17 protein-coding genes are annotated in these 18,330 nt (G+C 70.3%); 5 read left to right on the top strand and 12 right to left on the bottom strand.

The genetic code is table 11. From position 1 onward, the window contains the following. Positions 1–35: 35 nt before the first annotated feature. Together ACQUSM_RS09320 and ACQUSM_RS09315 are read right to left on the bottom strand one after the other, a co-directional pair. Positions 36–2,318 (bottom strand): CDC48 family AAA ATPase, encoded by a 2,283-nt coding sequence (locus tag ACQUSM_RS09320; protein WP_435118006.1) that lies wholly within the window; start codon positions 2,316–2,318, stop codon positions 36–38. Then, positions 2,315–2,566, bottom strand: coding sequence for a DUF7127 family protein (locus ACQUSM_RS09315; RefSeq protein ID WP_435118005.1), 252 nt, complete (start codon positions 2,564–2,566; stop codon positions 2,315–2,317). Before ACQUSM_RS09315 ends, ACQUSM_RS09320 begins: the two co-directional genes overlap by 4 nt. 170 nt (positions 2,567–2,736) lie before the next feature. On the opposite strand from ACQUSM_RS09315, the gene ACQUSM_RS09310 reads away from it, so the two are divergent. Both ACQUSM_RS09310 and ACQUSM_RS09305 read left to right on the top strand, forming a co-directional pair. Further along, complete coding sequence (locus ACQUSM_RS09310) at positions 2,737–3,507, top strand: alpha/beta fold hydrolase (RefSeq protein ID WP_435118004.1); 771 nt, start codon at positions 2,737–2,739, stop codon at positions 3,505–3,507. Further along, on the top strand, positions 3,507–3,752 hold the full coding sequence (locus ACQUSM_RS09305) for a DUF5822 domain-containing protein (RefSeq protein ID WP_435118003.1): 246 nt from the start codon (positions 3,507–3,509) through the stop codon (positions 3,750–3,752). The genes ACQUSM_RS09310 and ACQUSM_RS09305 overlap by 1 nt, the downstream gene beginning before the upstream one ends. A gap of 494 nt (positions 3,753–4,246) precedes the next feature. On the opposite strand, the gene ACQUSM_RS09300 is transcribed toward ACQUSM_RS09305, so the two are convergent. The 4 genes from ACQUSM_RS09300 to ACQUSM_RS09285 all read right to left on the bottom strand — a co-directional run bounded on the left by ACQUSM_RS09300 (position 4,247) and on the right by ACQUSM_RS09285 (position 8,207). After that, the gene (locus ACQUSM_RS09300; protein WP_435118002.1) at positions 4,247–5,392 is read right to left on the bottom strand and encodes an acyl-CoA dehydrogenase family protein; all 1,146 of its coding nucleotides are present in this window, start codon (positions 5,390–5,392) and stop codon (positions 4,247–4,249) included. A gap of 48 nt (positions 5,393–5,440) precedes the next feature. Continuing rightward, positions 5,441–6,634 (bottom strand): alanine--tRNA ligase-related protein, encoded by a 1,194-nt coding sequence (locus ACQUSM_RS09295; protein ID WP_435118001.1) that lies wholly within the window; start codon positions 6,632–6,634, stop codon positions 5,441–5,443. 78 nt (positions 6,635–6,712) lie between these two features. After that, a complete protein-coding gene (locus ACQUSM_RS09290) occupies positions 6,713–7,231 on the bottom strand; it encodes a helix-turn-helix domain-containing protein (RefSeq protein WP_435118000.1) in 519 nt (172 codons plus the stop codon). Between the two features lie 49 nt (positions 7,232–7,280). Beyond that, on the bottom strand, positions 7,281–8,207 hold the full coding sequence (locus ACQUSM_RS09285) for an EamA family transporter (RefSeq protein WP_435117998.1): 927 nt from the start codon (positions 8,205–8,207) through the stop codon (positions 7,281–7,283). 152 nt (positions 8,208–8,359) lie between these two features. Here ACQUSM_RS09285 and sucC point away from each other — a divergent pair, with 152 nt between their 5' ends. After that, positions 8,360–9,505: an ADP-forming succinate--CoA ligase subunit beta gene (sucC, locus tag ACQUSM_RS09280; protein ID WP_435117996.1), complete on the top strand. Its 1,146-nt coding sequence runs from the start codon at positions 8,360–8,362 to the stop codon at positions 9,503–9,505. Further along, positions 9,502–10,371, top strand: a complete 870-nt coding sequence (gene sucD / locus ACQUSM_RS09275) for a succinate--CoA ligase subunit alpha (protein ID WP_435117994.1) — start codon at positions 9,502–9,504, stop codon at positions 10,369–10,371. The genes sucC and sucD overlap by 4 nt, the downstream gene beginning before the upstream one ends. A gap of 1 nt (position 10,372) precedes the next feature. Here the strand turns inward: sucD and ACQUSM_RS09270 are convergent, their stop codons facing one another. The 4 genes from ACQUSM_RS09270 to ACQUSM_RS09255 form a co-directional block, all read right to left on the bottom strand. Further along, positions 10,373–11,089 (bottom strand): helix-turn-helix domain-containing protein, encoded by a 717-nt coding sequence (locus ACQUSM_RS09270; RefSeq protein ID WP_435117992.1) that lies wholly within the window; start codon positions 11,087–11,089, stop codon positions 10,373–10,375. A 193-nt stretch (positions 11,090–11,282) separates the two neighbouring features. Continuing rightward, positions 11,283–11,987 carry a helix-turn-helix domain-containing protein gene (locus ACQUSM_RS09265; RefSeq protein WP_435117990.1) on the bottom strand — a complete coding sequence of 235 codons (705 nt, stop codon included), beginning with the start codon at positions 11,985–11,987 and terminating at the stop codon, positions 11,283–11,285. Positions 11,988–12,085: 98 nt separating this feature from the next. Further along, positions 12,086–13,300 (bottom strand): threonine synthase, encoded by a 1,215-nt coding sequence (locus tag ACQUSM_RS09260; RefSeq protein ID WP_435117988.1) that lies wholly within the window; start codon positions 13,298–13,300, stop codon positions 12,086–12,088. 37 nt (positions 13,301–13,337) lie between these two features. Continuing rightward, positions 13,338–14,423, bottom strand: a complete 1,086-nt coding sequence (locus ACQUSM_RS09255) for a two-component system sensor histidine kinase NtrB (RefSeq protein ID WP_435117985.1) — start codon at positions 14,421–14,423, stop codon at positions 13,338–13,340. Positions 14,424–14,528: 105 nt separating this feature from the next. On the opposite strand from ACQUSM_RS09255, the gene ACQUSM_RS09250 reads away from it, so the two are divergent. Beyond that, the gene (locus ACQUSM_RS09250; RefSeq protein ID WP_435117983.1) at positions 14,529–16,271 is read left to right on the top strand and encodes a PAS domain S-box protein; all 1,743 of its coding nucleotides are present in this window, start codon (positions 14,529–14,531) and stop codon (positions 16,269–16,271) included. A gap of 3 nt (positions 16,272–16,274) precedes the next feature. Here the strand turns inward: ACQUSM_RS09250 and ACQUSM_RS09245 are convergent, their stop codons facing one another. Both ACQUSM_RS09245 and ACQUSM_RS09240 read right to left on the bottom strand, forming a co-directional pair. Beyond that, positions 16,275–17,153: a universal stress protein gene (locus ACQUSM_RS09245; protein WP_435117981.1), complete on the bottom strand. Its 879-nt coding sequence runs from the start codon at positions 17,151–17,153 to the stop codon at positions 16,275–16,277. A 56-nt stretch (positions 17,154–17,209) separates the two neighbouring features. Then, entirely contained in the window at positions 17,210–18,208 is a 999-nt protein-coding gene (locus ACQUSM_RS09240; protein ID WP_435117979.1) for a DUF7544 domain-containing protein, read from the bottom strand. Positions 18,209–18,330 lie beyond the last annotated feature (122 nt).

Raw genomic sequence — 18,330 nt, 5'->3', positions numbered from 1 at the left:
AAACGACGACGAACTGCGAAAAGGGACCGAGGGAGTTACTGGAACGTCGGCGCGGCGGGCTCCTGTTCCTCGCGCTCCACGTCGCTGCGCTTGAAGCGCTGCTCGATCTCCTGGTACTGCTCGCGGGTCTCGTCGGTGACCGACGGGACGACTTCGTCGAGTGCCTCCTCGAAGTGGTCCATCGTCACGCGGACGTTGCCCACGCTCTCGGCGGCCTCCTCGGGGTCGACGCTGTTGATGAACTCCCGGGTGGCGTTCATCGACGCCTCGCGGGCCAGCGCCTCCAGATCCGCGCCGACGTAGCCGTCGGTACGGGCCGCGATGTCGTCGAGATCCACGTCGTCGGCCAGCGGCTTCTCGCGGGTGTGGACCTCGAGGATCGCGCGGCGCGCGTCCTCGTCGGGCACGGGCACGTGGACGTGGCGGTCCAGTCGGCCGGGGCGGATCAGCGCACTGTCGATCAGGTCCGGCCGGTTCGTGGTCGCGACGACGACCACGTCCTCCAGCTCCTCGAGCCCGTCGAGCTCCGTCAGGAGCTGGCTCACGACGCGTTCGCCGACGCCCGAGTCACCGCTGTTCTGCCCGCGCTCGGTCGCGATGGCGTCGATCTCGTCGAAGAACACCACCGTCGGGGCGTTCTCGCGGGCCTTGCTGAAGATCTCGCGGACGCCCTTCTCGGACTCGCCCACGTACTTGTCCAGCAGCTCCGGCCCCTTCACCGAGATGAAGTTGCTCTCGGCCTCGTTCGCGACGGCCTTCGCGAGCAGCGTCTTGCCCGTGCCGGGCGGGCCGTACAGCAGCACGCCCTTTGCGCTGTCGACGTCCATCTGCTCGAACACCTCGGGGTAGTCCAGCGGCCACTGGATCGTCTCGCGCAGGCGCTCCTTCGTGCCTTCGAGGCCGCCGACGTCCTCCCACGTGATGTCGGGGACCTCGACGAACACCTCGCGCAGGGCGCTGGGTTCGATGCCGCGCAGCGCCTTCTTGAAGTCGTCCTCCGTCACGTCGAGGCGTTCGAGCGTCTCCGCGTCGATCTCGTCCGCCTCGAGGTCGAGTTCGGGGCGGAACCGCCGGAGCGCGATCATCGCGGACTCCTTCGCGAGCGACTCGAGGTCCGCGCCGACGAACCCGTGGGTGTTCTCCGCGAGCTCCTCGATGTCCACGTCGTCGGCGAGCGGCATGTTGCGCGTGTGGACCTGCAGGATCTCTTCGCGGCCGTGGGTGTCCGGCACGCCGACCTCGATCTCGCGGTCGAAGCGGCCGCCGCGGCGGAGCGCGGGGTCGATGGCGTCGACGCGGTTGGTCGCGCCGATCACCACGATCTCGCCGCGCTCCTCCAGCCCGTCCATCAGGGAGAGGAGCTGGGCCACGACGCGGCGCTCCACGTCGCCGCCGGCCTCGTCACGCGCGGGGGCGATGGCGTCGAGCTCGTCCATGAAGATGATCGCGGGGCTCTGCTCTTGGGCCTCCTCGAACACCTCACGGAGCTGCTCCTCGGACTCCCCGTAGTACTTCGACATGATCTCGGGGCCCGAGATGGTGTGGAACGAGGCGTCGATCTCGTTGGCCACCGCCTTCGCGATCAGCGTCTTCCCCGTGCCGGGCGGGCCGTGCAGCAGCACGCCCTTCGGGGGCTCGATCCCCAGCCGGCCGAACAGCTCGGGGTGGCGCATCGGGAGCTCGATCATCTCCCGGACCTGCTCGAGCTCGTCGTCGAGGCCGCCGATGTCCTCGTAGGCCACGTCGGGACCCTCGGTGGCCGAGCCGTCGGCGCCGGCGCCCCCGCCGCGCTCCTGTCGGATCTGCTCGGCGGGCTGCTGGCTGATCTCCACCTCGGTGGAGTCGGTGATCACGACCGTCCCGCTGGGGTCGGTCTCGGCGATCTTCAGGGGCACCGCCTGCCCCTGCCCGCCCATCAGGCCGAAGCCCAGCGGGAGCTGGACGTCCTGCCCGGTCGTGACGGGCTGGCCGGAGAGCTCCTTCCGGACGAGGCTGCCGATGTCGCCGCGAATCCCCATGTTCTGGGGGAGCGCCACGGTGACGCTCTCGGCGGGGTTCACGTCGGCGGGCTCGACCTCGACGCGGTCGTCGATGCCGACGCTGGCCTCCTGTCGCAGCCGACCGTCGATGCGCACGACGCCCGTGCCGTCGTCCTCGGGGTAGCCCGGCCAGACCCGGGCGATCGCGGCGCCCTGCTGGCCCTGGATGCGGATGAAGTCGCCCCCCGAGAGATCCATCTCGTCGGCGGCGACGCGGTCGACCGCCGCCAGTCGGCGGCCGGCGTCTTTCTGCTTCAGCGGCTTGACGGTGAGCTTCATGCGTCCACCTCGATCGTCAGCACGCCGTTGTTCACGCTGCTCTCACGGGGCTCGCCCGGGAGTTCGACCTCGCGCTCGGTCGAGGTCCCGTCCGGGCCCTCGACCACGACGATGGCGGTCTCGCCGACCGTGTCGACGGCGACCTCCCCCTCGGCGTCGGCGAGATCGAGCGCGACCACGAGACTGTCGTCGTACTCGTAGACGCGACCGAACTCCTCGTCACTGATACTGCGTTGGTGAGTGGTCATTAGCTAACTCCAAGTAATCGGGGTATCTATTTAAACCTTTTGCCAAAAAATCGCATGACGGCAGCGGGTCGGTGGATTAGGGGTGAGGTAGCGGTTCCGTTCCGGGTCATGCCTCGCCGGGGCGGCCGTCGGTCCCGCGGATTTATGCTCGCCGCGGGTGACACGACGGTATGAAGCGGGTTTCGCACCACGGTCGGGGGATCTCGTACCGTCGTTCGGCGCGGACCGACGACGGACCGGGGCTGCTCTGTGTGCACGGCAGCGGCGGGAACGCGGGCGTCTGGAACTCCCAGTCGCGGCTCTCCGACCGGACGCCGGTGACGGCGATGGATCTGAGCGACCACGGCGAGAGCGGGTCGCTGACCGCGCAGGCGGGGTACGAGACGCTGTCGGGCTACGCCGACGACGTGGTCGCCGTCGCCGAGGAGACGGGCGATCGAGTGCTCTGTGGCAACTCCCTCGGCGGCGCGGTGGCGATGCTCGTCGCGCTGGATCGCGACCTCGATCTCGACGGCCTCGTGCTCACGGGGACGGGCGCACGCCTGCCCGTGCTCGACGACCTGCTCGTCTGGCTGGAGTCCGATTTCGACCGCGCGGTGGAGTTCCTCCACGGCCCGGACCGGCTGTTCCACGACCCCGACGAGGAACTGGTCGAGATCAGCGAGGCGGCGATGCGCGAGACGGGGCAGGACGTCACCGCCCGGGACTTCCGGAGCTGTCACAGCTTCGACGTGCGCGACCGGCTCGACGAGATCGACGTGCCGACGCTGGCGATCGTCGGCGAGCACGACAAGCTCACGCCGCCGCACTACCACGAGGCGCTGGCGGCGTCGATCCCCGACTGCGAACTCGCGACGATCGACGACGCCGCCCACCTCGCGATGCTCGAACAGCCCGCGGCATTCAACAACGCGCTGGAGTCGTTCCTCGACCGTCTCTGATGCCCGAACACGTCGCCACGACCGACCCCGAGGGCGTGGATTTCGGCTGGGTGATGCAGGTGACGTTCGTGCTGACGATCGTCGTCGGCGCGCCGCTGGTGGCGCTGCTGTCGACGCAGGTCGCGCTGCCCGACTGGGGCTCGCGAGTCTCCTTCGCGGTCCGCGTGGGCGCGCCAGTGTGGGTGGTGACGGGGCTCTGCGTGTACCTGTACGCGCGGTGGCAGGAGTCGGACGGTTCTGCGTAGTTGGCGGACGATTCTGCGTAGTTGGATTTCTCTGAGGGTTTCGACGGGGACCGTGACAGCGGCCGCGACAGCAACTCGATCGTTGGCCACTTGCGACCGCACCGCCCCGCACAGCCCACGAACCTCCCCACCCGACTCCTTCCCTCGTTCCACTCGGTCAGTCGTCCCTCGCGCTGACACGCGGCACGAGGCCGCGTGCGCCTCGCGCCGACAGCGACGGCGGTGCAGTAGCGGTGGACGCCTCGCGGCCGTCGACGAGAGCGAAGCTCTCGTCTGCCAACCAGAAATCTCCGATTTCTGGTGACGGCCGACAGTCGGCGGCCGCGGGGGGAGGGGTGGGGACTCGGGGCTGTGTCGAGCCTCGTGCTCGGCACTCTGCGGTTACAAGTGGCCAGACATCGAGATGCTGTCGCGGTCGCTGTCTCAGTTGCCGACGATAGAGACGCTGTTGCTATCACCTCGTTCGGAAAAGCCGATACTGCCAACGAACCCGCCTAATCCAACAACGACCGAGCGATGATCGTCTTCTGGATCTCGCTGGTCCCCTCGTAGATCGTCGTGATCTTCGCGTCGCGGTAGAACCGCTCCACGTCGAACTCGCTCATGTAGCCGTAGCCGCCGTGGATCTGGACCGCCTCGTTGGTCACGTCCACCGCTGCCTCGCTCGCGAAGTACTTCGCCATCGACGCGATCACCCGCGAGTCCTCCCCCGCGTCGGCCTGCCGCGCGGCCTCCCGGCAGAGCAGCCGCGACGCCTCCACCTGCGTGGCCATGTCGGCGATCTTCTGCCGGATCGCGCCGATGTCGCCGATCGGCTTGCCGAACTGTTCGCGCTCGCCGGCGTAGGCGATCGCCTCGTCCAGCGCGGCCTGTGCGACGCCGACCGCCTGCGACGCGATCCCCAGCCGGCCGCCGGTGAGGATCTTGAACGCCGCCGAGAGCCCCTTCCCCTCCGGCGTGAGGCGGTACTTCTCCGGGATCTCGACGCCGTCGAACGTCATCCCCGTCGTGTCGCTGGCGCGCAGGCCGAGCTTGTGCTCCTTCTTCCCCACCTTCACCCCGTCGTAGTCGGCGGGGACGAGGAACTGCGTGATCGACCCCCGGTCCTCGGGGTCGGTCTTCGCGAAGACGATGTACACGCCGGCGCGCTCGCCGTTGGTGATCCACTGCTTCTCGCCGGAGATGCGGTAGCCGTCGTCGGTTTTCTCGGCGGTGGTCGTCATCTCCGCGGGGTTCGATCCCGCGCCGGGCTCGGAGAGACAGAACGCGCCGACGGGCCGGCCGTCGACCATCTCCGGGAGCCACTCCTCCTTCACCTCGTCGCTGCCGAACTCCGCGATACAGGAGGTCGCGAGACAGTGGACCGACAGCGCGGTCGCGACCGCGAGGTGGCCGTAGGCGACCGCCTCGTTCACGACCGCGTAGGTGGCGCTGTCGGCGTCGAAGCCGCCGTACTCAGCCGGGACGGTCAGCCCCGTGAGGTCGAGTTCGGCGAGGTCGTCCCACGCGTCCTCGGGGAACGTCTCCTCGGCGTCGAGCTGCTGGGCCGCGGGCCGGAGCTCCTCGAGCGCGAACTCCTCGACGGCGTCCCGAAAGGCGCGCTGCTCGTCGGTCAGCGCGGAGTCGGTCTGGATCTGCATGGCCGAGTGGTGGGCCGCGCGGCGCAAAAACGGTCCGACTCCCGGGCCTCAGTCGTCGTTCCGCAGGTAGCCCACCACTTCGAGCGGCGGCGCCGGGATCCCGCCGCCCTGAGCGAACGTCGGGCTGCCGCCGCCGCCGCCGCCGAACTCGTCGGTCACGTCCTGCACGACCGCGTTGGCGTCGCTGTCGCCGTCGGTCGCGACGACGACGAACGTCTCGCCGGACGTGCCCGCGACTGCCACGCCGTCGATCTCCTCGCCGACGTACCCCTCCAGCTCGCCCTGCAGGTCGTTCGGCGTCGTGTCTTCGACGGCGCCGACGAGCCAGCGCCCGCCGTCGCGCTCCACGGGGTCGAGGTCGTCGAGCCGGTAGGAGAGGAGTTCGGACTTGAGGTCGCCCACCTCCGCCCGAAGCTCGTCGCGTTCGCTCGTGAGTCGGTCGACGGCGTCGGGGATGTCCGCCGGCGCCACGTCGAGGTCGGTCGCGGCCTCGCGGGCCGCGTCGTGGAGCTCGGCGGCGGCGTCGATCGCGTTCGGCCCGACCGCGAACTCCACCCGGGTCGCCCCCTCGCCCGGGTTCGAGCGCTCCAGCACGTGGATCGGGCCGATCTCGCTCGTGTTCGAGACGTGGGTGCCGCCACAGGCCGCCACGTCCCAGCCCTCGACGGTGACGATGCGCACCTCGTCGGCGTCGCTCATCGCGCCCTCCTCGGTCTTGGTGTTGAACGCCACCTCCTCGCGCTCGCGGGCGGTCTCCGGCGCCTGATACTCCCACGTCACCGGCAGGGAGTCCCAGACCGCGCGGTTCGCGAGCCGCTCCATCTCGACCATCACCTCGTCGGTGATCTCGGTGTCGGCGGTGAAGTCGACGCGCACGCGCTCCTCGCCGATGTCGAAGCCGGCGTAGCCGACGTCGTCGAGCACGCGTCGCCCCGCCCCGAACAGCACGTGGCTGGCGGTGTGAGCGCGCTTGCAGTAGGTGCGGAACGCGGCGTCGACGACGCAGTGGACCGTCTCCCCTTTCTCGAAGTCGGGTGCCTCGGCGAGCGTGTGCACGACGCCGGCCTCGGACTTCTGCACGTCGACCACGTCTACGTCGTCGATCACGCCGCGGTCGGCGGGCTGGCCGCCGCCCTCGGGGTAGAAGTACGTCTCGTGGAGGAGTACCTCGCGGCCGTCGACGGCCGCCGCCTCGGTGTCGAAGGAAAGCGTCTCGGGGTTGTCGGGCGCGAGCGTCTGCATGGGTGCGGGAAACGCCCCAGTCAGCAAAAACCCGTGGGCTCCGGCTATCGTCGCCCGCGCCGTCCCGACGCCTGCCGCCTACTCCTCCGCCAGTTCGATCCCGAACCGGTCTTCCAGCTTGGCGATCACGCTCCCGCCCACGTCGGCGCGGATCGCCCGCCCCTCCTCGACGGCGATCAGGTCCTCGGCGTCGATCTCCAGCTCGTCGGCCAGCTCCGCGGGCGTGAGGCCGGCGTCCTGTCGGGCCTCGGTGACCAGATCGCCGTAGTCGGAGACGAGGTACGGGAGGCTGTCCTCGTCGTACTCGGCGCCCTCGACCCACTCGGTGTCGGGCTGGTTCGAGTCCATCAGCTTCGCGGTGTTCTGGGCCGCGCGCTTCTTGCGGTTCGTGCGCTCGCCGTCCCGCGTGCCCTCCTGCTGCTCGCGTTTCTTCTCGTCCTTGTGGCGATTGGCGCTCATCGGCTCGCAGTCCGAACAGACGAGCAGCTCCGCCCCCGCGACGTTGGCTTTCCGCAGCGACGCCGACTCCGTCCCGCAGAGCTCACACGCGTCGCCGTCGTCGCCACCGCCGCCGCTTCCGGTCGAGTACTTGGCCATGCGCCGGCTACGTGCCGGGCCGACATTAATTCGTGGTCGTCTCCCCGGGTCAGCCGACCAGCGCCGGCCCCGCGGTGACCAGCGCCACGCCGAGGACGATCAGCGCCGCGCCGACGACGACGCCCCGGGTCACGCGTTCGAGGTCGCCGAGCAGGAAGTACGCGAACGCGGTGGTGAAAAGCGGCGCCGTCGCCGCCAGCGGGTCGACGATCGCGACGGTGCCCTGCGGGTGGCCGAGCGCCGCGAACAGCGACAGCAGCGCGAACGCGGTGATCGTCCCGCTACCCGCGAAGTACGCCCACGTCTCTCGGGGCGCGTCGCGGAACTCACCTAGCCGCCCGCGGGCGGCCGCGTAGCCCGCGAGCACGGCGAGCGCGGCCAGCTCGTTGATCGCGACCGCCTCCAGCGAACTCACGCCCGAACTGGTCAGCCCGTAGCGCCGGAGCACGTTCCCGATCGCGAAACAGATCGCCGCCCCGACCGGGAACAGCAGTTCGTACGACTCCCAGCCGCCGATATCGCCGCCTTTCCCGAGCGCCAGCGCAGCGAGTCCGACGACGAGCACGACGACGCCGACGGCGGTGGTCAGCGCCGCGGGCTCGCCGAGGAAGCCGACCGCGAGCAGCGTCGCGAACAGCGGTCGCGCGGAGACGCCGGCGCTGTTGACGCTCGCGCCCACGCGGTCGACGCCCGCGAACGTCGCGAGCCGGCCGAGCGCGGTGCCGAACACGCCCGCGACGACGAACACGCCGATCGTCTCGGCCGACAGCCCCGCGAACGCGCTCCCGCCCCGGAGCGCCGCGAGCGCGAGCAGGTAGAGCCCGCTGTCGACGATCACGACGACCAGCGACGCCTGCAGCGAGGTCCCGCCCGCGGCCATCCCGCGCTTGGAGAGCACCGGCGAGAACCCCCAGAGGAGTGCGGGGACCAACGCGAGCGCGTACACGACCGGCGGCGCGGCCAGTGCGTCTGCCATCGTCGGCATCTCCGCCGCGGGACGGAAGGAAACGTCGGTCGCGGCAGCGCGTGTCGCCGGAACGTCCGCCGTCGACGGGGCGGCCGATACCCCGTCACGCCATCGCGTACCGACGGGATTATGCGCCCCACGCTCCCGAGTTTCTCTAGGCGATGAAACTACACGAGTATCAGGCCAAGGAGGTGTTCGCCGACGCCGGCATCCCGGTGCCGGAGTCCCGACTCGCTTCCTCGGTCGACGAGGTCGTCGAGGCCGTCGGAGAGATCGGCTACCCCGCCGCGATCAAGGCACAGGTCCACGTCGGCGGCCGCGGCAAGGCCGGCGGCATCGAGATCGTCACGAGCGAGGACGAGGCCCGCGAGGCCGCCGAGTCGATCATCGGCATGGACCTCAAGGGCTACACCGTCGAGCGCGTGCTCGTGGAGGCCGGCGTCGACTTCGTCGACGAGCTGTACGTCGGCGTCACGATGGACCGCTCGGCCGGCGAGCCGGTCGCGATGGTCTCGACCGAGGGCGGCGTCGACATCGAGGAGGTCGCCGAGGAGACCCCCGAGGCGATCGCCCGCGAACACGTCGACCCCGCGTTCGGCATGCACCCCTACGAGTCCCGGAAGGTCGTGTACGAGGCCGGCGTCGACCGACAGTTCGCCGGCGAGGTCGCGTCGATCCTGCGGACGCTGTTCGACCTCTACGAGAGCTCCGACGCCTCCGAGATCGAGGTCAACCCCGTGATGATCACGGCCGACGACGACGTGATCGCCGCGGACGCCGTGATGAACATCGACGAGGACGCGCTGTTCCGCCAGCCCAAGCTCGCCGAGATGGAGGAGGACAGCTACGAGGACGACCTCGAGCGCAAGGCCGGGGAGTACGGCTTCGACTACGTCCGACTGTCGGGCAACGTCGGCATCATCGGCAACGGTGCCGGCCTCGTGATGACGACGCTCGACCTCGTGGACTACTACGGCGGCACCCCTGCGAACTTCCTCGACATCGGCGGCGGCGCCAAGGCCGAGCGCGTCACTCACGCGCTGGACATGGTGTTCTCCGACGAGAACGTCGATTCCGTCGTGTTCAACATCTTCGGCGGGATCACCCGCGGCGACGAGGTCGCCAAGGGGATCAACGAGGCCTTGGAGCAGTTCGACGAGATCCCCAAGCCGGTGACGGTCCGGCTGGCCGGGACCAACGCCGAGGAGGGGATGGAGATCCTGAACACCGACCTCGTGACGGTCGAGAAGACGCTGGAGTCGGCGGTCCAGCGTGCGGTTGCTGACGCCGAGGAGGTGAACCAATGAGCATTCTCGTCGACGACGACACGCGCGTTGTGGTACAGGGCATCACCGGCGGGGAGGGGAACTTCCACGCCGAGCAGATGATCGAGTACGGCACCAACGTGGTCGCCGGCGCCGTCCCCGGCAAGGGCGGCCAGACCTCGGCGGGCGTCCCCGTCTACGACACCGTCGAGGAGGCGGCGATCGAGGAGGACGCCGACGCCTCCGTGATCTTCGTCCCGCCGGCCTTCGCGGGCGACGCGATCTTCGAGGCGCTCGACGCGCCGCTCGACCTCGCGGTCGCGATCACCGAGGGCGTCCCCACGCAGGACATGGCGAAGGTGAACAAGCGCCTCTCGGAGGTCGACACCCGCCTGCTCGGCCCGAACTGCCCGGGCATCATCACCCCCGGCGAGGCCAAGCTCGGCATCCTCCCGGGCAACATCTTCGCGGAGGGGAAGGTCGGGCTCGTCTCCCGTTCGGGCACCCTGACCTATCAGGTCGTGGACAACCTCACCCAGCGCGGCATCGGGCAGAGTACCGCCGTCGGGATCGGCGGCGACCCTATCATCGGCACCTCGTTCATCGACGCGCTCGAACTGTTCGAGCAGGACGACGAGACCGAGGCGGTCGTGATGTGCGGCGAGATCGGCGGCGAGGACGAGGAGCAGGCCGCCGCGTACATCGCCGAGAACATGGAGACGCCGGTCGCCGGCTTCATCGCCGGCCGAACGGCGCCGCCGGGCAAGCGGATGGGCCACGCCGGCGCCATCGTCTCCGGCAGCGGCACCGGCACCGCCGAGAGCAAGATCGACGCGCTCAACGACGCGGGCGTCCCCGTCGGCGACACGCCCGAGGAAGTCGCCGACCACGTCGAGAGCTTCCTGTAGGCTACTCGTCGTCGGCCGCCCCGCCGACCGCGGCCGACGTTTCCGCCTCGATGCCGACCCGCGGCTCCGTCGGTTCGCCGACCGTCGCCGCGAGCACCGAGGAGACGCCGCGGCGGAGGCGCTCGGAGAGCGCCTGTTCGGAGATGTCGAACTCCTCGGCCAGCGTTCCGAGGTCGGTCTCGCGGGGCACTTCGTAGTAGCCGGCGTGCAGCGCCTCCCGGAGCGCCTCAGTCTGTTTCTCGGAGAGCCCGTACTCGCTGCCACCGCCGTCGTCGGCGTCGTGGGCCCGCAGGAGATCGACGGTGAACCCGCTCTCCCGGAGGCGGCTGATGTACTCGCTCAGCGCCTCCCGGTTCGGGAGCCGCACCTCGAGCACCGCCCCGTCGACGGTCGTCTCGATCGAGAGCCGCGAGGCGCCGGTCTCCCGGTCGATCGGGGTGGGGTTGGTGGTGACCTCACGGTTGACCGTCACTCGGTAGAGCCGTCGGTCGCCGCGGTCGTCGATACACTCGTGTTCGCCGATCGTTGGATCCTCCGGAAGCGCCGCCTCGAACGCCTCGAAGTCGCCGCCCGAGGCCCACACGAACAGCATGGGGTCGGCGGTGCGGTCGGCGGCAGTCGCCCACTCCCGTTTCAGGGTCATCCCGGGCGCCGCCTCCAGCGACGGCCGCAGCACCAGCTGTGCGTCGGCCAGACGGAGTTCGGCGATGAGGCTCACGGCCCCCGCTTCGGCGGCCTGTTACTAAGGTTATGGGGCGAAGGAAAAGGGGTGGACGGGAAGGGGGTCACACCCCAATGTCAGAGGCAGCCCATCCGGCGTGAAGGCGCCGGTGGACACGTAACTGTTCAACGCGATTCGGGGTAGTCCTTTGGCTTGTGTGGTCCGGGTTTTATAAATACTCTGTGATAGTTCACTCCGACGGCGCCCCCGACGCGTCGATTCGGGCGGCGTCGTACGGTCGATCCTGTCCTCCGAGCTCGCCGACCGTCGACTCCAACACGGCGGCGACGCCGCGGCGGAGGCGCTCGGAGAGCGCCTGTTCGGAGATGTCGAACTCCTCGGCCAGCGTTCCGAGGTCGGTCCCGCGGGGCGTCTCGAAGTAGCCCGCCTCCAGCGCCGCACAGAGCGCCTCGACCTGTTTCGTCGAGAGGTCGTACCGCCCGTGGTCGTCGTCGGCGGGGTACGCCCGGAGCAGTTCCACCTCGTAGCCGTGCTCGCGACAGTGTGCGATGTACGCCGCCAGCGACTCGTGATCGGGCAGCCGCTCCGTGACGATCGCGTAGTTCGCCCCCGTCACCATCCGGAGCTGGGAGGCGCTGGTCTGTCGGTGTAACACGCCCGGGTCGATGAGGTCGGCGGTGTCGTCGAGGACGACCTCGTACAGTCGCCGGTCGCCGCCGTCCTCGATCAGCTCGAACTCCCGTACCGTGGGGTCCTCGGGCAGCGCCGACTCGAACGCCTCGAACTCCCCGCCCCACCCCCAGAGGAACACGACGGGACCGACCGGGGCGGAGACGCTGTACTCGGTCTCGGCACGCATCCCGGGGGCCGCACTGAGCGCCCGACTCAGTGCGAACGGCTCGCCGGAGATCCGGAGTTCGGCGATCAGACTCATGACCCTCCGTTCGACCCCCCCTTACAAAGGTGGTGGGGCGACTCCGGGCCGACCCCGGCTCCGGACCGACGCCGACCCCCTTCGAGTCGGCCGGATCCTCACTCGAACAGCAACCCCAGCGCCGACAGTTCGACGCGGTCGGTTTCGGCCCCGCCACCGGCGCCGCCGAACCCGCGCCCGGTCGCCACCAGTGCGGCCGTGTCGCCGTCGGCCAGCACATCGCGCTCTCGAAGGCGTGAGAGCGCGGCCAGCGTCGTCGCGGAGGCGGGCTCGACCGCCAGCCCCGCGTCCGCGAACCGCTCGCCCGCCCGCTCGATCGCGTCGTCGTCGACGGCGACGACCGCGCCGTCGGTCGCTCGCGCCGCCGCCAGCGCCCGGGTCCCGCTCGGCGGGTCGGCGTTGGCGATGGAGTATGCGACCGTCTCGCCGCCCTCGACGGGGGTGACGGTGTCGTCGCCGCGCGCGAACGCCTCGGCGATGGGCGCACACGCGGCCGCCTGCACGAAGCAGAGCTTCGGCGGCGAGTCGAGCAGCCCCGCGGCGGTCAGCGTCCGGACCGCCTGCCACGCGCCGCTGGCGTGACCGCCGCTGCTGACCGGGAGCACGAGCGCGTCGGGTGTCGGCGACTGTCGGCCAGCACCGGAGAAGTTCAAGTTCACGTCTCCGCGTCGCCGGAACTGCGCCAGCACCTCCAGCGCCGTCGTCGCCTGCCCGGCGACCCGCCACGGGGCGTCGCTGTTCAGGAACCGCACGCCGGCGTCCCGACCCGCGTCGAGCGCCTCGTAGTAGAGCCGCCCGTAGTCGCCGTCGACGCGCACCAGCCGCGGGCCGTAGCGCGCGATCGCGGCCAGCCGCTCGTCGGCGATGTCCGCGGGGACGAGCACGGTGCAGTCCATCCCCGCGTCGGCGGCGTGGGCGGCGACGCTCTCGGCCATGTTGCCGTGGGAGACGGTGCCGACCCGGGTTTCGCCGCGTTCGCGCATGGCGGCGACGCCGAACGCCGTTCCGCGGTCCTTGAAGCTCCCGGTGGGGTTCAGCCCCTCGTGTTTGACGTACACGCCCACGCCGTCGGTGTCGAGCGACGCGGAACGCAGCAGCGGCGTGCCGCCGGCCGCGGTCGGCAGCCCCGCCGGCGGTTCGGGGGCGTCGACCCCGAGCAGCGGCAGGACGTCCCACATCGACTCGACGTGTGCGGGCCAGCCGTCGGGCACCGCCCCGGGGTCGGCGTCGAGCCAGCGCGGTTCGCCGCAGTCACACCGGACCCGGCGCTCGTCGTCGGTTCGGCTTCCACACTGCCAGCAGACGCGGCGCATGGCCGGTGGTTCGCTGGCGCGTGCAAGAAAGTCGGGGTCACCGCTCCAGCGAGTCGATTCCGGTGATCTCGAAACGCGCGCCCCCGGTCGCGCTCTCGACCGCGGTCACCGTCCAGTCGTGGGCGTCGACGATCCGACGCACGATCGAGAGCCCGTACCCCGTGCCGGCCTCCCGGGTCGTGTAGCCGTACTCGAAGATCTCCTCCCGGGTCGACTCGGGGATTCCGGGACCGTCGTCGGCGACGTAGAACCCGTCGGTCAGCGGGCCGACAGTGATCGCACAGCCGTCGTCGGTCGTGCCGTGCTCGACCGAGTCGTCGGGCGCTGCCCGACTGCTCGCGGAGCCGTGTTCCACGCTGTTCCGGAACAGGTTCCCCAGCAGTTCGTCGAGCCGGCTCCGGTCCGCCTCGACGGTTCCGAGTTCGCCCTCGATCTCGAGTGTCGACCGGCCGGACTCGACGCTCCGCCACGCCTCCCGGACCGCGGCATCGAGGTCGACCCGTTCGGTGTCGCCGATCTCCTCCCCCTCCTTCGACAGCGCCAGCACGTCGTCGACCAGCTTCTCGATCCGGTCGAGCGCCTCCCCGACGCGATCGAGCTCCTCGCTGTCGTACTGCTCGCTCGCGATCTCGGTGTACCCCGTCGCGACCGAGAGCGGGTTCCGGATGTCGTGGGCGAGAATCTCGGCGAACTGGTCGAGCCGGTCGCGCTGTGCCCGCAGCTCCGCCTCCCGCTCGCGGCGCTCGCTGATGTCGCGGAGGATGCCGGTGAAGTACTGCTCGCCGTCGAACTCGTGCTCCCGGAGGCTGATCAGCACGGGCACCTCGTGGCCCTCCTTGTGCAGTGCCGGGAGTTCGATCCCGTCCCAGTCGACGTGGCGCTCCCCGGTCTCGACGTACGCCTCGAGCGCCGCGGCGTGAACCGGGCGGAGCCGCTCGGGGATGATCTTCATCTTCGAGCTCCCGACCAGCTCCTCGGGGGTGTAGCCGAGTATCCCCTCGATCGCCGGGTTCGCGTAGACGATCCGGCTCTCGCCGTCGATGGTCAGCATCCCCTCGGCGGCGTTGTCCACCAGCGCGCGGTAGAACTCGTCGGGGGAGGCGGGGAGCTCGCGATGCGCCATTCCCGTAGATATCGGTCGTCTCGCGTGAAATTTCTGCTGGTGACGGCGCGACGGACTGGTGTCGACAGGGAAGGGGATTTAACGCCCGGGGTCGGACACCGCTCCATGCCGACGGCCCCGCTGAGCGAGCTGGTTCCCCTCGATGCGGGCGATCGCCGCGTGGACGTGCTCGTGGTCGACGACGACGAGCAGGTGGCCGAGATGACGGCGACGTTCCTCGAACGGGAGCTGGCGAACGCTCGGACGACGACGCTGACCGACCCTGCGGCGGCGGTCCCGACGCTCCGGGCGGAACAGTTCGACTGCATCGTGAGCGACTTCGACATGCCGCCGCTGTCGGGGCTCGAACTGCTGGAGCGCGTCCGCGGCGCGGGGATCGAGATCCCGTTCGTCCTGTTCACGAGCAAGGGCAGCGAGGAGATCGCCAGCCGCGCCATCTCCGCCGGCGTCGACGAGTACCTCCAGAAAGGCGGGCCGGAGACGTACTCGGTGCTCGCCAACGCCGTGGCGAACCTCGTCGAGAAACACCGGGCCGAACAGGAGCTCCGGCAGGGGTACCGCGCGCTCGAGTCCGCCGAGGAGGGGATCGGGATCATCGACGAGGACGGCGTCTACCGATACGTCAACGAGGCGTACGCCGCGGTGTACGACCGGGACCGGACCGAGCTGATCGGCGAGCACTGGGGACTGCTCTACCCCGACGACGAGGCCGAACGGTTCCGCGAGGAGATCCTGCCCGAGCTCGAACGCGAGGGGTCGTGGCGGGGGATCTCGACGGGGATCACGAGCGACGGCGAGCGCGTCCCGGAACGGCTCGTGCTGACACAGATGGACGACGGCGGCCACGTCTGTATCGTTCAGGAGATCAGCCGGGGCGAACGGGTCGAGGCGCTGTTCGAGCTCTCGCCGGACATCGTCGTCGTCCACGACGCGGACGGCGACATCCTCGACGTGAACCGCCGGGCTTGCGAGGAGCTGGGCTACGAGCGCGAGGCGCTCGTCGACATGTCGGTCTGGGACGTCGACGCGACCGCCGACCCCGAGCGCGCGCGGTCGTTCTGGCAGGAGCTCCCGATCGACACTCCGCGGCGGTTCGAGGGGCGTCTCGAACGCGCCGACGGCTCGACGTTCCCCGTCGAGATTCACCTGATCCGGCTGACCGTGAACGGCGAGGACCGCTTCGTCGCGATCGACCGGGACATCACCGAACGCAAGGCCCGCGAGGAGGAGCTGCTCCGCAAGAACGAGCGGTTGGAGGAGTTCTCCAGCGTCGTGAGCCACGACCTGCGGAACCCCCTGCAGGTCGCACAGGGGCGGCTCGAACTGCTCGCCGAGGAGGTCGACAGCGAGCATATCGCGGACATCCGCGGCGCGCTCGACCGGATGGGGACGCTGATCGACGACCTGCTCGCGATCGCACAGGAGGGGGCAGACGCCATGGAGTTCGAGCCCGTCGGGCTCGAGTCGATCGCCCGCGAGGCGTGGGCCACCGTGGAAACCGGTGAGGCCTCGCTGGCCGTCGACGCGGACGGCCGTGTCGAGGCCGACCGGGACCAGCTCCGCCAGCTGTTCGAGAACCTGTTCCGGAACAGCGTGGAACACGCCGGTCCCGACTGCACGGTGACGGTGGGCGCGCTCCCGGACGGCTTCTTCGTCGCCGACGACGGCCCCGGTGTCCCCGAGAGCGATCGCGAAGCGGTGTTCGACCCCGGCTACTCCACCAACAGCGAGGGGACGGGGTTCGGACTGAACATCGTCCGGAGCGTCGCCGACGCCCACGGCTGGACGGTCTCGCTGACCGCGAGCGACGACGGCGGCGCCCGCTTCGAGATCACGGGCGTCGCGTAGTCCTCAGCGCCCGCCCCGGACCGCCACGAGCACCGGCACGTCGACGCTCCGGAGCACCTTCGACGCGACGCTGCCGAGCAGCGTCCGCTTCACGTTCCCGCGGCCGTGGGAGCCCATCACGACCGTATCGACGGCGTGTTCCTCGACGTACGCCTCGATCTCCGCGGCGGCGCCCGTCGTACTGGTCTTCTCGACGGCAGTTCGGACGCTGACCCCGGCGTACTCGGCTTCGAGCGCGTCGGCCACCTGCCGGACGGCCTCCTCGCCGCGCTCCTCCAGGCGCTCGACGAACTCGGGCTGGAGGCCGCCGGCGTCGAACGCCCCGCCGGCGTCGGTGAGGTCGACGACGTTCAGCACGTCGACGGTCCCGCCGTCGATCCGGGCGAGTTCGGCGGCGTGGGGCAGCGCCAGCTCGGCGTTCTCGCTCCCGTCGGTCGGCAGGAGCAGGCGGTCGGCCGCGAACGACTCGGCGGCGTCGGGGACGACGAGCACCGGCGTCTCGCTGTGGTGGAGCACCTGCTCGGTCACGCCGCCGAGCAGCCGCCGTTTCACGCCCGAGAGCCCCTGCCGGCCGACGACCACGAGGTCGGCGTCGGCCGCGTGGTCGGTCAGCCGCGTCGCGGGGTCGCCCTCGGCGAGTTCGTCGTCGACGGGGTGGCCGACCTCGTCGGCGATCTTCTCGATCCCCGCCAGTACGGCGGCCCGTTCCCGCCGGAGTTCGGTCTCCTCGCCCGACCCCGCGGCGAGGTCGAGCGCGCTCTCCTCGACGACGTGGAGCGCGGTCACCGACGCGTCGACGCGCGACGCGAGTTCGAGGGCGTACCGCGCCGCACGCTCGGACTCCTCGCTACCGTCGACGCCGACCAGGATGCGGTCGTACATACGCCGGGGTTTACGGGCCGTCCCCTTACCGTTGCCGCCACGGCCGCGGGCAGTCGCTACTCTCGGATCGCCCGACGCCGTTCTGCCACGAGGTCGAACGCGTCCTCGGTGTCGCCCAGCACGAGCAGCGCGTAGTAGCGCAGGTACGTCTGGACCGGGACGGCGACCAGTAGCGAGAGGACGATGGTCGCGACGACGAACAGCACGACGACGAAGACCAGCACCGCGCCGCCGACGATCTCCGACACCGAGAGGAGTACGCCGCCGGCGATCCCGAGGACGACCAGCGGGATCGCGAGCACCAGCAGGCCGACCCCGGTGACGACGCCGGTGAGGATCCCGACCGCGATCGAGAGCACGATCCGCAGGACGGCGTACGCGAGGTACTCCTTCCACTCCCCGACCATCGTGGGCCAGAACCGCTTCCACGCCCCGAGGACGCTTCGGTCCTCGGCCACCATCACCGGGACGACGAACTGCGTCGTGAAGCCGGTGAGCAGCCCGCTGACCATCGCGACGACGAGCGCGACGCCGATCGCGGCTAGGAGCACGGCCACCGAGAACTGTCCGCCGGTGACCAGCGGCCAGAGCGCGGCCACGATCGCGCCGCCGGCGATCGCGAGCGAGAGCAGGCCGACGACCAGCCGGAAGCCGAACAGCCGCACGCCCTGCCGCCAGCGGTCGCTCCAGTACTCACGGATCGAGACGCGCTCGCGGCGCAGCGACTCGACGAACACGAACTCCATCACCGCGCCGACCAAGCCCAAAATCAGGCCGAGCAGCAGTATCGCCCCCACGATCGCGCCGACGATCGCCCACTCGGTCGGGGTGAGCGCGTTGACGATCTCTGAGTAGCTGGGTAGCTGGCCGGGCTCGTTCGGCGTCCCGCTCGGGGGGCTTCCCCCGCCGAACTGGACGGGGTTGACCGCGCCGGTGCCGCCGAGGAAGAACACCACGAACGCGAGCTTGAGCCAGCGCCCGAGATCGAACGGCCAGAGGAACGACCGCGTGGCGTCGAGGGCGTCGTCCACGTTCTCGAGGGCGGACAGCGTCATCGAGCCACCCCCGTCGACGGGCGGGGGTCGGAGGGCGGTACGCGTGGACCATGGAGGGACATACGCCACTCGTCGGTTCGCAACGAAATATAGCTTCGGCCGTGTCGGCGGCGTTCGGACAC

The organism is Halolamina sp. C58 (assembly GCF_051195095.1).
Classification (GTDB): Archaea; Halobacteriota; Halobacteria; order Halobacteriales; family Haloferacaceae; genus Halolamina.
The sequence above is the reverse complement of the archived record's forward strand: the minus strand, read 5'-3'. Positions and strand labels throughout refer to the sequence as shown.

What these genes read in the sequence shown, in the direction of transcription:
- ACQUSM_RS09320 (WP_435118006.1), bottom strand. Translation starts at nt 2,318, where the DNA reads ATGAAGCTCACCGTCAAGCCGCTGAAGCAGAAAGACGCCGGCCGCCGA.
- ACQUSM_RS09315 (WP_435118005.1), bottom strand. Translation starts at nt 2,566, where the DNA reads ATGACCACTCACCAACGCAGTATCAGTGACGAGGAGTTCGGTCGCGTC.
- ACQUSM_RS09310 (WP_435118004.1), top strand. Translation starts at nt 2,737, where the DNA reads ATGAAGCGGGTTTCGCACCACGGTCGGGGGATCTCGTACCGTCGTTCG.
- ACQUSM_RS09305 (WP_435118003.1), top strand. Translation starts at nt 3,507, where the DNA reads ATGCCCGAACACGTCGCCACGACCGACCCCGAGGGCGTGGATTTCGGC.
- ACQUSM_RS09300 (WP_435118002.1), bottom strand. Translation starts at nt 5,392, where the DNA reads ATGCAGATCCAGACCGACTCCGCGCTGACCGACGAGCAGCGCGCCTTT.
- ACQUSM_RS09295 (WP_435118001.1), bottom strand. Translation starts at nt 6,634, where the DNA reads ATGCAGACGCTCGCGCCCGACAACCCCGAGACGCTTTCCTTCGACACC.
- ACQUSM_RS09290 (WP_435118000.1), bottom strand. Translation starts at nt 7,231, where the DNA reads ATGGCCAAGTACTCGACCGGAAGCGGCGGCGGTGGCGACGACGGCGAC.
- ACQUSM_RS09285 (WP_435117998.1), bottom strand. Translation starts at nt 8,207, where the DNA reads ATGGCAGACGCACTGGCCGCGCCGCCGGTCGTGTACGCGCTCGCGTTG.
- sucC (WP_435117996.1), top strand. Translation starts at nt 8,360, where the DNA reads ATGAAACTACACGAGTATCAGGCCAAGGAGGTGTTCGCCGACGCCGGC.
- sucD (WP_435117994.1), top strand. Translation starts at nt 9,502, where the DNA reads ATGAGCATTCTCGTCGACGACGACACGCGCGTTGTGGTACAGGGCATC.
- ACQUSM_RS09265 (WP_435117990.1), bottom strand. Translation starts at nt 11,987, where the DNA reads ATGAGTCTGATCGCCGAACTCCGGATCTCCGGCGAGCCGTTCGCACTG.
- ACQUSM_RS09260 (WP_435117988.1), bottom strand. Translation starts at nt 13,300, where the DNA reads ATGCGCCGCGTCTGCTGGCAGTGTGGAAGCCGAACCGACGACGAGCGC.
- ACQUSM_RS09255 (WP_435117985.1), bottom strand. Translation starts at nt 14,423, where the DNA reads ATGGCGCATCGCGAGCTCCCCGCCTCCCCCGACGAGTTCTACCGCGCG.
- ACQUSM_RS09250 (WP_435117983.1), top strand. Translation starts at nt 14,529, where the DNA reads ATGCCGACGGCCCCGCTGAGCGAGCTGGTTCCCCTCGATGCGGGCGAT.
- ACQUSM_RS09245 (WP_435117981.1), bottom strand. Translation starts at nt 17,153, where the DNA reads ATGTACGACCGCATCCTGGTCGGCGTCGACGGTAGCGAGGAGTCCGAG.
- ACQUSM_RS09240 (WP_435117979.1), bottom strand. Translation starts at nt 18,208, where the DNA reads ATGACGCTGTCCGCCCTCGAGAACGTGGACGACGCCCTCGACGCCACG.